Raw genomic sequence first — 13476 nt, forward strand, 5'->3', positions numbered from 1 at the left:
TTGAAAGTATTAAAAGACATATTATATAAAGTATCCTTGCTCAGCACCATTGGTGATATGGAAGTGCGGGTGAGGGATATTGTCTTTGATAGCCGAAAGGTGTCCAAGGGTTCAGTTTTCGTAGCCATCGCGGGTACGCAAGTTGACGGACATGAGTTTATCGATAAAGCCATCGAACTAGGTGCTAAGGCTGTGGTCTGTGAAAGACTTCCTGAGTCACCTTCAACCTCCATCACCTGGGTACAGGTCAAAAATACCGCTCAGTCCCTAGGGATCTTAGCTTCCAATTATTTTGACAATCCATCAAGTGAAATCAAGGTAGTGGCTGTCACCGGGACAAATGGAAAAACTACCTCTGTGACTCTACTTCATCAGCTTTTCATGGCGATGGGTTACAGTACAGGCTTACTTTCCACAGTGGAAAATAAGATCAACGAGGAGATTGTTCCTGCCACCCATACCACACCTGATGCGGTCAGCATTCAAGCCTTGCTTCGTCAAATGGTCGAGGCAGGTTGTACCCACTGCTTTATGGAGGCGAGTTCTCATGCGATCGTACAAGAGCGAATCGCAGGTTTGAAATTGATCGGAGCGATCTTTACCAATATCTCTCACGATCATCTGGACTACCACAAGACCTTCGATGAATACATCAAGGCTAAGAAAAAACTCTTTGATGACCTTCCCAAAGATGCATTTGCGCTCGTCAATGGAGACGATAAGCGAGGCATGGTGATGGTACAGAATTGCCGGGGTACTCATCAAACTTTTGCGCTCAAATCCGCAGCAGACTTCAAAGCGAAAATAATATCCAATACCATCGAAGGCTTGGAACTGGATATCAATGGCAGGCAGGTGTGGTTTAGGCTAATCGGGGCTTTTAATGCTTACAACCTTTTAGGTGCTTTTGGAACTGCCGTACTTCTAGGAGAAGACGAGGAAGAGGTTTTGCAACACCTCTCTGCTATCCCTGGTGCGAAAGGAAGATTTGACCGAATCACCGGAGCCGGTATTACTGCAATCGTTGACTATGCGCATACCCCTGATGCACTTGAGAATGTATTGAAAACCATCAATGGTGTACGAACTGGTGGGGAGCAAGTGATTACCGTAGTCGGTTGCGGTGGGAATCGGGACACGACCAAGCGTCCCATCATGGCCAAAATAGCCGTGAGGGAAAGTGATAAGGTGATTTTGACTTCTGATAATCCTCGATTCGAGGAGCCGGAGCAAATCATTAAAGACATGCAAGCTGGTGTAGGACCAACGGAAATGCGAAAAGTCCTGAGTATTGTCGATCGTCGCGAAGCGATTAGGACTGCCTGTATGCTTTGCAAAAAGGGAGATATCATCCTAATCGCTGGAAAAGGTCACGAAGACTATCAAGAAATACAAGGTGTAAAACACCACTTTGACGATGCCGAGGTAGTGGGAGAAATTTTGAATCAACTCAGCCAAAACTGAAATGTTATACCCGATTTTTGAATATTTGGATCAAGTATGGGACCTGCCTGGAGCTGGGGTGTTTCGCTACATCTCTTTCCGAGCAGGTATGGCTGCCATCTTATCCTTGATCATTACCATTACTTTTGGGCATCGCATCATCAATTGGATCCGTAATCGCCAAATTGGAGAAACTGTCCGGGACCTCGGATTAGAAGGTCAATCTCAAAAGAAGGGTACGCCTACTATGGGTGGATTGATGATCATTGCCGCTATTGTCATCCCTACTTTGCTTTTTGGAGACCTAGACAATATTTACATCATTCTATTGCTCATCACTACGCTTTGGCTAGGGGGAATCGGATTTTTGGATGATTACATCAAGGTATTCAAAAAGAATAAGGAAGGACTCAAAGGGCGATTCAAAATCGTCGGTCAGATCGGCATTGGAATTATTGTAGGTGCGACACTTTATTTTCACGATGATGTGGTTATTCGTGAGTTCTCCACCCCAGTATCGGTCGAAAGTGGTGTAGTGGAAACTCCTGCCTTTCAAGATGTAAAAGCGCTGAAGACGACGATTCCTTTTGTCAAGAATAATGAGCTAAACTATGAGCGGCTCTTAGGTTTCATGGGAGAAGCGGTCACTCCATTTTTATACATTTTGGTGGTGATATTTATCATCACGGCCGTTTCAAATGGCGCAAACATTACAGATGGGATTGATGGCTTGGCGGCGGGTACATCAGCCATTATTGGCTTGACCATTGCAATTTTCGCATACCTCAGCGGTAATGCCATTTTCTCACAATACCTGAATATCATGTACATCCCCAACTCAGGTGAGTTGGTGATTTTTGCTTCGGCATTTATCGGAGCTTGTATCGGATTCCTTTGGTACAATGCCTATCCAGCCCAGGTTTTCATGGGGGACACCGGTTCCCTGATGTTGGGAGGAGCTATTGCAGTCATGGCCTTAGCACTTCGAAAAGAGCTACTTATTCCGGTGATGTGTGGAATTTTCGTCATCGAGAATCTGAGCGTAGTCATGCAAGTAGGCTATTTCAAATACACCAAGAAGAAATATGGAGAGGGTAGAAGGATTTTCCTCATGTCCCCACTTCACCATCATTATCAAAAGCGAAATATTCCTGAAGCTAAAATTGTCACGCGCTTTTGGATCGTGGGAATTTTACTCGCAGTTGTCACACTTGCCACTTTGAAATTGAGATAATTTGAAAAACGTAGCCATCATAGGAGCCGGAGAAAGTGGATTGGGAGCAGCATTGCTTGCCAAGCAGATGGGCTATGGTGTTTTCGTCACGGATTTGGGTCAAATCCAGGAGGAAAGAAAGGCTGAGTTGATCAAGGCAGAAATCGAATTTGAAGAAGGAAGACATTCGGAAGAGAGAGTACTGGATGCAGACTTGATTGTGAAAAGCCCTGGTATTCCTTATTCAACTCCCTTGATTCGAAAAGCTGTCGATAAAGGCCTTGCAGTGATTGATGAGTTGGAACTGGCACATCATGTTTCCAATGGAAAAATCATTGCTATCACAGGCACAAATGGAAAGACTACTACTACACTTTTGATCTACCATCTGCTAAAGAGTGCTGGGCTCAATGTGGGCTTGGCGGGTAATGTCGGTCACAGCTGGTCAGGACAATTGCTGCAAGGTGATAAAGACTGGTGGGTGATCGAGACGAGCAGCTTTCAGATTGACGGCATGCAGACTTTTCATCCTCATATTGCCATTTTGACTAATGTCACTCCTGATCATCTGGATCGCTATGAAGGTCAGGTGGAAAAATATATGAAGTCAAAATTCCGGCTTTTTATCAATCAAAAAGCAAATGATTTTGCACTCTTCTACAAAGAAGATATGATTTCAAAAAGCGGAATAGAGGAGGCGAAAATCCGGGCAAAAAAGCATTTCATCTCTTTGAATGCCGAGAATAACCCTTCTGCTTTCCTGCAGGGTGATGAACTCGTCGCAAAGGTAAACCAAGAAGAAATCAGGATTCCTACAAAAGCACTTCCTATTGCCGGCAAGCACAATGTAATTAATGCTCTTTTTGCTATAACCGCAGCAAGGATTGCAGGTCTCAGTCAGGCTCAAATAGAAGCTGGCCTTCAAAGCTTTAAGAATGCTCCTCATCGCTTGGAAAAGGTAGCTGAAATAGAAGGTGTCAGCTATATCAATGATAGTAAAGGCACCAATGTGGAGGCAACTGCTTATGCTTTGGAAAGCTACAACCAAGGAGTCATTTGGATAGCTGGAGGGGTAGATAAGGGAAATGATTATACGCCTCTTGTACCATTGGTTAGTGCTCGTGTCAAAGCTCTAATCTGCCTTGGAAAAGACAATGTAAAGCTTCAAAAAGCCTTTGCTGGAGTAATCGATGAGATAAGAGAAACTCAAAATATAAAAGAAGCAATCACTTGGAGTCGTCAAATGGCACAGAAAGGTGATGTGGTCTTGCTTTCGCCTGCGTGTGCAAGCTTTGATCTTTTCAAGAATTATGAGGACCGGGGCGATCAGTTCCGAGCCGGAGTTTTGGATTTAAAAATGAAAATCAGCGCATGAGCCAGTTTAAAGCATGGATAGATGAGCATTTCAAGGGAGATCCCATAATCTGGGGTATCGTGATACTGCTGTCTCTATTCAGTATCCTGGTGGTGTATTCTGCGACAGGATCTTTGGCTTATAAATATGCCGGGGGAAATACCGAATTGTACCTGGTAAGGCATTCAGCATTGGTGTTCGTTTCTCTGGGAGTCATGTGGCTGGCCCATAAGGTTCCTTATCGAAACTATGCCCTCTACGCCAGATTGGCCATGTACCTTTCCATGCCTCTGCTTTTGATTACCTACTTATTTGGCTCCAATATCAACGAGGCCAATCGATGGTTGACTATCCCGGTAATCAATCAGGCGTTTCAACCTTCCGATTTGGCAAAACTAGCCCTCATCGCAGCATTGGCTGCTATGCTAGCCAGAAGACAAAATAACATAAAGGATTTCAAGAGTACATTCTTACCCATCATCATCGCAATTGGTGTGATTTGCGCTTTGATAGGATTGGCAAATATGTCTACGGCCATCTTGCTTCTAAGCACCTGTCTTTTGATCATGTTTATCGGAAGAGTTCCTGTGAAATACCTTCTAGTAGTCGTGATGGTGGGTGTTTTGGGATTGACCGCGGCGATATTTTTGGGACAAAGAGGAGAGACTTTCCAGTCTAGAATCACAGACTTCGTAGAGTCCTCTTCAGACGATAGCAAAATTCCTTTCCAAGCAGAGCAGTCCTACATCGCTATCGCAACGGGTGGAATTACAGGCAAGGGTCCTGGAAATTCTGAGCAAAGAAACTCATTGCCACACCCTTATTCTGACTTTATCTATGCCATCATCATTGAAGAGTATGGAATGATTGGCGGAGTGGCAGTCCTTTTCCTATATCTGGCTTTGCTATATCGAGGAATGCGAATTGTCGCCAATTCCAATAAAGCATTTGGAGGCTTGCTATCTGCAGGTCTCAGCTTCGCACTCGTCATTCAAGCATTGGTAAATATGGCAGTAGCCGTAGGTCTTGGACCTATCACCGGGCTTCCACTTCCTCTACTCAGTATGGGAGGGACATCCTTGGTATTTACAGGAATTTCCTTGGGGATTATCCTTTCTGTCAGTAGAGGTGATCATCAGGATGAATTACAAACCGGGACTGCGATGAACAGACCCAAACTAAAAGCAGCAATCTAATCGAAAAGTCAGCAACATATCGCCTTTTGATCAGCGGTGGAGGTACCGGAGGACATATCTATCCTGCTATTGCCATCGCCAATGCCTGGGTAGAAGAGCATCCTGATAGCGAGGTGCTTTTTGTGGGTGCCTTGGGTAAAATGGAGATGCAGAAGGTTCCTGAGGCTGGCTACAAAATCATTGGATTGCCAGTGGCGGGATTACAGCGATCCCTGACTTGGAAAAATCTAGCCATCCCCTTTAAGCTGATCAAAAGCTTGGCAAAAGCAGGGGAGATTGTCAAAGATTTCAAGCCTCAGGTAGTGATCGGAGTTGGGGGCTATGCAAGTGGTCCGGTGCTCTATGCTGCACAAGGCAAAAAAATCCCAACACTCATTCAAGAGCAAAATTCCTACGCAGGAATCACAAATAAAATTTTATCCAAGCGGGCAAAAACCATCTGTGTCGCCTATCCAAACATGCAGTCTTTTTTCCCTGCTGACCGATTGGTCTTGACCGGTAACCCGGTAAGAAAAGATATCCTCTATCTCTATGGCAAGCGGGAAAAAGCAATGGCTCACTTTGACTTGGATCCAACTAGAAAGACGCTTTTGGTTTTGGGGGGATCCTTGGGGGCACGGACGCTTAACCAAGCTACGCTAAAGGATATGCAAGCATTTGAAAAGGATGGATACCAGGTGCTTTGGCAGTCTGGCAAATACTATTTCAAAGACATGTCAAAAGCAGTGGAAGATTCTGGATTGGAGCACATCCATCTTCGGGAATTCATTCGCGAAATGGATCTAGCCTATTCTGCTGCAGATGTAATCGTGTCGCGTGCAGGGGCGCTTTCTGTTTCGGAGCTTTCGCTGGTAGGCAAGCCGGTGATTTTTATTCCGTCTCCCAATGTGGCGGAAGATCATCAAACCAAAAATGCCATGGCCTATGTACTGCAAGAAGCAGCACTCATTTTAAAGGATGCCGAGGCAGTAGGTCAAATGAAGGAAGAGGTGGATAGCATCATGAATGAGCCCGATCTGGTAAAAAGATTGAGTCAAAATATTCGCGCTTTGGCAAAGCCAAATGCAGCTGAAGAGATAGTAAATGAAATCGAAAAGTTAATCGCTTGAATATAAAGGAAATACATAGCGTCTTTTTTCTCGGAATCGGAGGGATAGGAATGAGTGCTTTAGCCCGTTGGTTTAAGCATAAAGGCTATGCCGTTTCCGGATACGATCGTACAGCCTCACCGCTTACTGACGAACTCCAAAATGAGGGTATTCTGGTGATGTTTGAGGATGATTCATGCAAGCTTCCAAGCAGTCTTTTTGATAATAAAGAGGCCTTGTTGGTGGTATGGACTCCTGCCGTACCTAGAGATTCGAAATTGTATCAATTCTTTGAGCGAGAAAAAATCCAAATCAAAAAGCGCTCAGAGGTTCTTGGGGTTCTTTCATCAGAAAACTACACGGTAGCTGTGGCAGGTACCCATGGAAAGACCACCACTTCATCGATGATCGCTCATCTCTTAAAGTCAGCAAATAAGCCGGTAACAGCTTTCCTTGGTGGAATTACCCAAAATTATCAAAGCAATCTCCTGATCAATAGTTCGAAGGATAAAACTATCATGGTGGTAGAAGCTGATGAGTTTGATCGGTCTTTCCTTCGCTTAAATCCTGAAATGGAGATCATTACCAGTGTGGATCCTGACCATCTGGATATTTATGGTGATGAAAGTAGCATCGTCGATGGCTTCCGGGAGTTTGTAGGACTTCTCAAGAAAAAGGGAAAGCTATTTATTCAGGACAAAGCTTTACAGCGATTGGGTGAACCGGTGGCTGATAAGAAAGGCATTTCCACCTATGGACTGAGAGCTTCTACTGGTATTCATGCGGATAATGTTAAAGCCAAGCCAGGATCATTTGTCTTTGACTATCTGGATGGCAAGATGCAAATCAAGGGTTTGGAACTCTTTATTCCTGGTTTTCACAATGTGGAGAATGCACTTGCAGCGATAGCAGTCGCCCTGCATTTTGAATTGACTGAAGAGCAAATCAAAACGGGTCTGGCTAGCTTCCGAGGGGTCAAGCGCCGATTTGAAATCCATCTCAACGAACCTCGCAAGGTATATGTGGACGACTATGCACATCATCCGGAGGAGATCCGTGCATGTCTGAGCTCGATTCGAGCTATGTATCCGGGACTGAAGCTGACGGTGATTTTTCAGCCACATCTTTTTACCAGGACTAGGGATTTTGCTACAGGTTTTTCTGAGAGTCTTTCCCTCGCAGATCAGGTATTGCTTTTGGATATCTATCCGGCGAGAGAGCTTCCGATTCCAGGAGTGAATTCGGAAATGCTTTTGGAAAGCATTCAGGCAGATACAAAAATGACTGTGGCCAAAGAGAAGCTTTTCGAGGTTTTGGAAAGCCTACAGCCAGAAGTGCTGGTGACCATGGGGGCAGGCGATATTGATCGACTCGTGCCAAAAGTGAAATTGTGGATTTCGGAAATGTCTAATTCAACTGAACAAGGAGTATGAAAAGACTGAAGAAATATGGAGTTTTTGTGATTTTGACCCTGATCTTGGGTGGCTTTATTGCTTTTGTAGAAAAGCAAAGTATCTACAAAACATACCAAGGAACAGAAGTCGAAATCGAGGGAGTAAGCGGATTGTATTTCGTGGATAAGCAGGAGATAGAAACCCTGCTGGCGGAAGCCTTTCCGAATTTGAAAGTAGGCCTCCTTCTCGAAGAGGTGCCATTGAATGCGATTGAGGATCGCCTAGAGGGGCATCCATTTATCAAAATGGCTGATGCGAGTATAGGGCAGAAAGGAATCCTTCAACTCTACCTCGAGCAGCATCAACCTATTGCGAGGATTGTGCGCCCGCTTGCTGCTGATGGATACATCACCACCGAGGGTAAAATCATTCCCATTTCACCGAGCTATACGAGTCGTGTGCTGATACTTAGCGGTGATATGGCAGAAAAGCTACTGAATGAGGGTGGAGTGATGAATCAAATGCCAGAATTGATGGATTTGATTCGCTTTATCTCAGAAGATGAATTTTGGAATGCACAAATCACGGAGGTGGAGATCAGGGAGCGTGATGACATTCGACTCTATCAGCAGGTGGGAGAGCAAGTGATTGAATTGGGAGATGCTGCAGATCTAGAGGATAAGTTTGATCGAATTCAGATTTTCTACAGTGAAATTCTTCCCCGTAAAGGCTGGGATGCCTATGATCGGGTCAGTGTAAAATTTAAGGAACAAATAGTCTGTGAATAAAAGCTTGGGTATGGAAAATGAAAAATTAATCGTCGGATTAGACATAGGCACCACAAAAATCTGTGCCATTGTCGGTCGCAAAAATGAATACGGAAAACTCGAAGTTCTGGGAATGGGCAAGGCCGTCTCAGATGGAGTGGACCGAGGTGTCGTTACCAACATCGACAAGACCGTGCACGCTATCCAAAAAGCCGTAGAAGAAGCTTCTGATATGGCTGATGTAGAAATAGGCGAGGTGATTGTCGGTATTGCCGGGCAGCACATTCAGAGCAAAATGCAAAGTGGAAGCATTATGCGTCAGCCATCTGAAGATGAAATCACGGTAGAAGATGTACGCCGTCTTTCTTCTGAGATGGAAAATATTTTGGTACCTCCCGGAAACAGAATCATTCACGTGATGCCACAAGACTACACCGTGGATTACGAAGGAGGAATCAAAGATCCCGTGGGTATGTCCGGTACGCGCTTGGAGGCTGATTTCCATATCATCACAGCACAGACCACCGCGATCAACAACATCAACCGATGCGTGAGAAGAGCAGACCTTACATCCAAGCAATTGATACTGGAGCCTCTTGCAAGTTCCTTGGCGGTTCTTAGCGATGAAGAGAAAGAGGCAGGTGTTTGCTTGGTAGATATCGGAGGTGGTACGACGGACGTAGCGATTTTTTATGAAAATATCATCCGTCATACAGCGGTGATTCCACTCGGAGGAAACATTATTACCAAAGATATCAAAGAAGGGTGTATGGTCATGCAGAAGCAGGCCGAACTCCTCAAAACGCGTTTTGGTAAAGCAATTGCCAACGAGGCCAATCCAAATGAGATCGTATCCATACCTGGTCTCAGAAACAGGCCTCCGAAGGAGATTTCCATTCGAAACCTTGCCAGCATTATTCAAGCCCGTATGGAGGAAATCATTGATATCGTCCAAAATGAGATTTGGCAAAGTGGCTATTACAAGAAGCTTACCGGAGGAATTGTCATCACAGGCGGCGGTTCACAGCTTCAGTGTATTTCCCAGCTTTTCGAATTCCAAACTGGCTTAGATACCCGCATCGGCTACCCAAATGAGCATCTAGGAAAGACCGCTCTCGAGGACGTCAAGAGCCCGATGTACGCTACCTCGGTAGGATTGGTTTTGGCAGGGTTCAAATCCCTGGATGACCGGGAAGAAAGCTACAATAAGCGCATTGCTAACGGCGGGGTGCAGAAAATCGCTCCCAAGCGGGAGTTCAATGCAAAAGATATTTTCCGAAACATCAGCGATAGGCTCAAGAGCATTATCCATGATGAAATCGGAGACGATAGTAATTACTAGGGCTTATGATTGGGGAGATAATGGACGATGTCTTTTATTTCCCTCCATTTCAAACCTTAAACAAAAAACAGAAACTAGTTCACCAAATAAATAAATATGTCAGATAACATGAAAGATTACAGATTTGATCTTCCAAAAAATCAAAAGTCAATTATCAAGGTAATTGGCGTCGGAGGTGGTGGCTCTAATGCAGTCAACCACATGTACAATCAAGGAATCAAGGACGTGGAGTTTGTCGTGGTCAATACCGACGCACAAGCTTTGAAGTCCAGTCCAGTTCCTTTGAGGCTTCAGTTAGGTGCTAACCTAACAGAGGGACTTGGTGCAGGTGCCAATCCTGAGCAAGGAAAAAATGCCGCACTTGAGTCTCAGGAGGAAATCCGAGAGCTACTCGCAGACAACACCAAAATGGTATTTATCACTGCCGGAATGGGTGGCGGAACCGGTACAGGAGCTGCGCCAGTATTGGCTAAGATTGCCAAGGAGTTGAATATCCTGACTGTCGGTATTGTGACTGCGCCATTTATGTTTGAGGGTCGCAAGAAGATGGCAGTCGCTCAGGCAGGTATCGAGGCTTTGAGAGAAAACTGTGATACAGTTCTTGTCATTCTAAATGACAAGCTAAGAGAGATTTATGGCAATTTGGCTATCCGAACTGCATTTGGAAAAGCCGATGATATCTTGACTACAGCTGCAAAATCCATTGCTGAGATCATTACGATCCATCAGGATGTCAATGTGGACTTTGAAGATGTGAAGACTGTCATGAAAGATGCGGGTGCAGCTGTCATGGGATCTTCTACAGAAGAAGGCGAAGGCCGTGCTATCCGTGCCGCCGGCGCTGCAATTTCCTCTCCGCTTCTGAACAATGTCGATATCAAAGGAGCAGAGAAAATCCTACTTTCTATTATGTCCGGTGAGGATGAAGAACTTTCCATGGATGAGTTGAGTGAGATCACTGAGTACATCCAAGAGAAGGCCGGTGATAATGCCGAAGTGATCTTCGGTCAGGGCATCGATCCAGAACTTGGCAAAGCTATCCGGGTAACGGTGATTGCCACGGGTTTTGAAATGGATAAACTAGATGGAACTCCAGCTGCTAAGCCAAAAGCTCAGATCGAACCAACTCCTGCACCAGTGGTAAAGGACATAAAGCCAGCTGAAGAAGAGGAAGAGATCAAAACCGTGATCAATCTGGAAAGCGGCAAAAGTGAAAAAGTGAAAGAAGAGCCGATTGCAGGAAGCACTTTCGTTTTCTCTAAACCCAATAAGCCAGTAGAGGAGCCAAAAGAGGAGGAAAAAGAAGAGCCTCGTCAGGAGACTTTCCGGTTTGATCTTCCAAAAGCTACTCCGGAGCAACCAAAAGAAGAATCTACTCCAGCTTCAGAACGAATTGTTCATGATCTGTATGAAGAAGAAGATGAGCCGAAGAATGAAGTGAAGGCAGAGGAAGAAAATGCTGATCCGGCTAAGCCTGTTTATGCAAACGACTTCTATGAGCAAATGAAGCAAAAAGCTATTCAGCGTGCTCATGAGCGTTTTGAAAAGCTAAAAGGAAACCGGTCATTCAACCCGAGTCCTGAAGAACTCAAGGAAAAACTTGAAGTACCGGCTTACCTTCGAAAGAATGTTACATTGAGCGAGCCTGAGCATAGTTCTGAGAACAATATCAGCAAGTTCAATGTAAGTGATGAAAATGAGATTTTGGGGAATAATCGCTTTCTCCACGATAATGTGGATTAAGGATTAAAACTCCATTAACATCTCTGCTTGGGTTTGCAGCAGTTCTATATAAAGCTTGTTGGTGAGCAAGTTATCTGACATATTCTGCTCTATTTTGGCTAGTTTTGGCTTGAGAGCAAGGACATGCATTCCCAAGTAATGGAAAATATCAGTGAGGTGGCTCAGTGCGATGCCACCTCCTCCTATTCCTGAAGAAAGGCCGACTAGTGCGGCCTTTTTGTTTCTAAACGTATTGGGATAAGTCATCCCATCAATGAAAGTCTTCAGAATTCCCGGAAAAGAACCATTGTATTCAGGGACGATGAAGATGAATTTTTGGCCTTCGGCTACCTTTTGGTGAAAGCGATTGTAGGATTCATTTTTTCCGTTGTTTTCATAGAGTGCTGTTTCTATAAAATCATTTGGAAGTTCTTCTAGCTCTAAAATTTCGGAGGCTTGTCCTTTCTCACTTAAGATTTGTTGATATTGAAGTGCAATCAGTTTGGATACTGAGTTTTTTCTATTGGTACCAAGTATAATTTTAATCATAGCTTCTTTTGAATAACAAAGAATACAAGCTTTGGGCATCAAAAGTTCGAGGGATGGCTTAGATTCCTATCTTTAGGAGAAATTTTAAAACCGATGAACTACCTTACTCAAATTCATGAAGCGGCTAGATTCCTGAAAAATCTTTGCCCAGATCCTGTAGAAAATTTGATCATTTTGGGTACTGGATTGGGAAAGCTGGGAGATCAGATTGATATCAGTCTGGAGATTGATTACAGCGATATTCCTCATTTTCCCATTTCGACAGTCGAGACTCACTCCGGGAAGCTACTGATTGGTACTTTGGCTGGAAAGCCAGTGATTGCTATGCGAGGCCGTTTTCATTACTATGAGGGATATTCGATGCAGCAGCTCACTTTTCCGGTGAGGGTGATGAAGCACTTAGGAGTGAAAAGACTGTTTGTTTCCAATGCTTCAGGTGGCCTCAATCCGGATCAAGCTGTAGGTGATGTCATGATTTTGACAGACCATATTAACCTACTCCCTGATAACCCCCTACGAGGTGAAAACCCTCCTGAGTTTGGTCCGAGATTTCCAGATATGAGTGACGCTTATTCCAGTCGCTTGGTGGAAATGGCGCTGGAAATCGCAAAGGAAAATCGTTTTAAAATTCATACAGGAGTCTATGCAGCTGTTTCAGGGCCAAATTTGGAAACCCCAGCTGAATACCGTTTCATTCGCATCATTGGAGCAGATGCTGTGGGAATGAGCACGGTACCAGAAGTAATCGTCGCACGCCAATCCAACATGGAAGTCTTCGGGATTTCGGCCATTACCGACCTTGGCGTACCTGGGAAGATTCACAAAATCACCCTAGATGATGTAGTGGCGGCAGCAGCCAAAGCAGAGCCTATTTTAAGTAAAATTTTACTTGAATTGATCAAAAGGGTTTAATCCTGCGGGAGCTGATCAATCGCCTGTAGAACTGATTCCATGTAAGGTTTGATCTCTTCAGGCCAGGTGCCCGGATCCGTATCTACTTGCCAATACAAGGCTCCAGTCTCATTTTCGAAGGCAAAATAAATAGCACCCTGATCATCGCAGTCAGGGCATCCTATCACTGCGAAAGGATCATTTCTTAGGTACTGAGGAAAATTATTTTCCAGATTCTGAGCGATAGAAACCCATTGTGCATCAAGTGGATCTGCTTGATAAGTAATCAAGGCTGCTTCCCGGAAGCTATTCAGATTGTCTGCGTATAGCTTTCCATTCTCTAGTTTGTAGATTTTGATGCAATTTCCAGTGCAAAAGGCTGACCACCAACCGAAAATAAAGGCATCTTTTTGAGGAACTTCATCTTCCTGACTACAACCTAGGAATAGGGAAAGAATAAGTAGTGAAGAAATATAAATCCGTCTCATTTGATCATTTTTGTGGATATTACGTGAGA

12 protein-coding genes are annotated in these 13476 nt (G+C 44.4%); 10 read left to right on the forward strand and 2 right to left on the reverse strand.

The annotated features are described in order from the left end of the window. From CDH51_RS14210 to ftsZ, 9 genes are all read left to right on the forward strand, one after another. Positions 1-1464, forward strand: a complete 1464-nt coding sequence (locus CDH51_RS14210; RefSeq protein ID WP_100629161.1) for a UDP-N-acetylmuramoyl-L-alanyl-D-glutamate--2,6-diaminopimelate ligase — start codon at positions 1-3, stop codon at positions 1462-1464. A 1-nt stretch (position 1465) separates the two neighbouring features. Continuing rightward, positions 1466-2677: a phospho-N-acetylmuramoyl-pentapeptide-transferase gene (gene mraY, locus CDH51_RS14215; RefSeq protein ID WP_100629162.1), complete on the forward strand. Its 1212-nt coding sequence runs from the start codon at positions 1466-1468 to the stop codon at positions 2675-2677. 1 nt (position 2678) lies between these two features. Beyond that, positions 2679-4031 carry a UDP-N-acetylmuramoyl-L-alanine--D-glutamate ligase gene (gene murD, locus CDH51_RS14220; RefSeq protein ID WP_100629163.1) on the forward strand — a complete coding sequence of 451 codons (1353 nt, stop codon included), beginning with the start codon at positions 2679-2681 and terminating at the stop codon, positions 4029-4031. Further along, on the forward strand, positions 4028-5206 hold the full coding sequence (locus CDH51_RS14225; RefSeq protein WP_100629164.1) for an FtsW/RodA/SpoVE family cell cycle protein: 1179 nt from the start codon (positions 4028-4030) through the stop codon (positions 5204-5206). Before murD ends, CDH51_RS14225 begins: the two co-directional genes overlap by 4 nt. Before the next feature lie 26 nt (positions 5207-5232). Beyond that, the gene (gene murG / locus CDH51_RS14230; RefSeq protein ID WP_100629165.1) at positions 5233-6315 is read left to right on the forward strand and encodes an undecaprenyldiphospho-muramoylpentapeptide beta-N-acetylglucosaminyltransferase; all 1083 of its coding nucleotides are present in this window, start codon (positions 5233-5235) and stop codon (positions 6313-6315) included. Beyond that, positions 6312-7727, forward strand: coding sequence for a UDP-N-acetylmuramate--L-alanine ligase (gene murC / locus CDH51_RS14235; protein ID WP_100629166.1), 1416 nt, complete (start codon positions 6312-6314; stop codon positions 7725-7727). Before murG ends, murC begins: the two co-directional genes overlap by 4 nt. Further along, on the forward strand, positions 7724-8476 hold the full coding sequence (locus CDH51_RS14240) for a cell division protein FtsQ/DivIB (protein ID WP_100629167.1): 753 nt from the start codon (positions 7724-7726) through the stop codon (positions 8474-8476). Before murC ends, CDH51_RS14240 begins: the two co-directional genes overlap by 4 nt. Positions 8477-8486: 10 nt before the next feature. Further along, positions 8487-9797, forward strand: coding sequence for a cell division protein FtsA (gene ftsA, locus CDH51_RS14245; protein ID WP_024283672.1), 1311 nt, complete (start codon positions 8487-8489; stop codon positions 9795-9797). Positions 9798-9905: 108 nt separating this feature from the next. Then, a complete protein-coding gene (gene ftsZ, locus CDH51_RS14250) occupies positions 9906-11540 on the forward strand; it encodes a cell division protein FtsZ (RefSeq protein WP_100629168.1) in 1635 nt (544 codons plus the stop codon). A 3-nt stretch (positions 11541-11543) separates the two neighbouring features. Here the strand turns inward: ftsZ and CDH51_RS14255 are convergent, their stop codons facing one another. Continuing rightward, on the reverse strand, positions 11544-12068 hold the full coding sequence (locus CDH51_RS14255) for an NADPH-dependent FMN reductase (protein ID WP_100629457.1): 525 nt from the start codon (positions 12066-12068) through the stop codon (positions 11544-11546). A gap of 93 nt (positions 12069-12161) precedes the next feature. On the opposite strand from CDH51_RS14255, the gene CDH51_RS14260 reads away from it, so the two are divergent. Continuing rightward, positions 12162-12980: a purine-nucleoside phosphorylase gene (locus tag CDH51_RS14260; RefSeq protein ID WP_100629169.1), complete on the forward strand. Its 819-nt coding sequence runs from the start codon at positions 12162-12164 to the stop codon at positions 12978-12980. Here CDH51_RS14260 and CDH51_RS14265 read toward each other — a convergent pair. Continuing rightward, positions 12977-13447 (reverse strand): hypothetical protein, encoded by a 471-nt coding sequence (locus tag CDH51_RS14265; RefSeq protein WP_100629170.1) that lies wholly within the window; start codon positions 13445-13447, stop codon positions 12977-12979. The genes CDH51_RS14260 and CDH51_RS14265 overlap by 4 nt on opposite strands. Positions 13448-13476: the final 29 nt, after the last annotated feature.

It is taken from the genome of Algoriphagus formosus (assembly GCF_002807035.1).
GTDB lineage: Bacteria > Bacteroidota > Bacteroidia > Cytophagales > Cyclobacteriaceae > Algoriphagus > Algoriphagus formosus.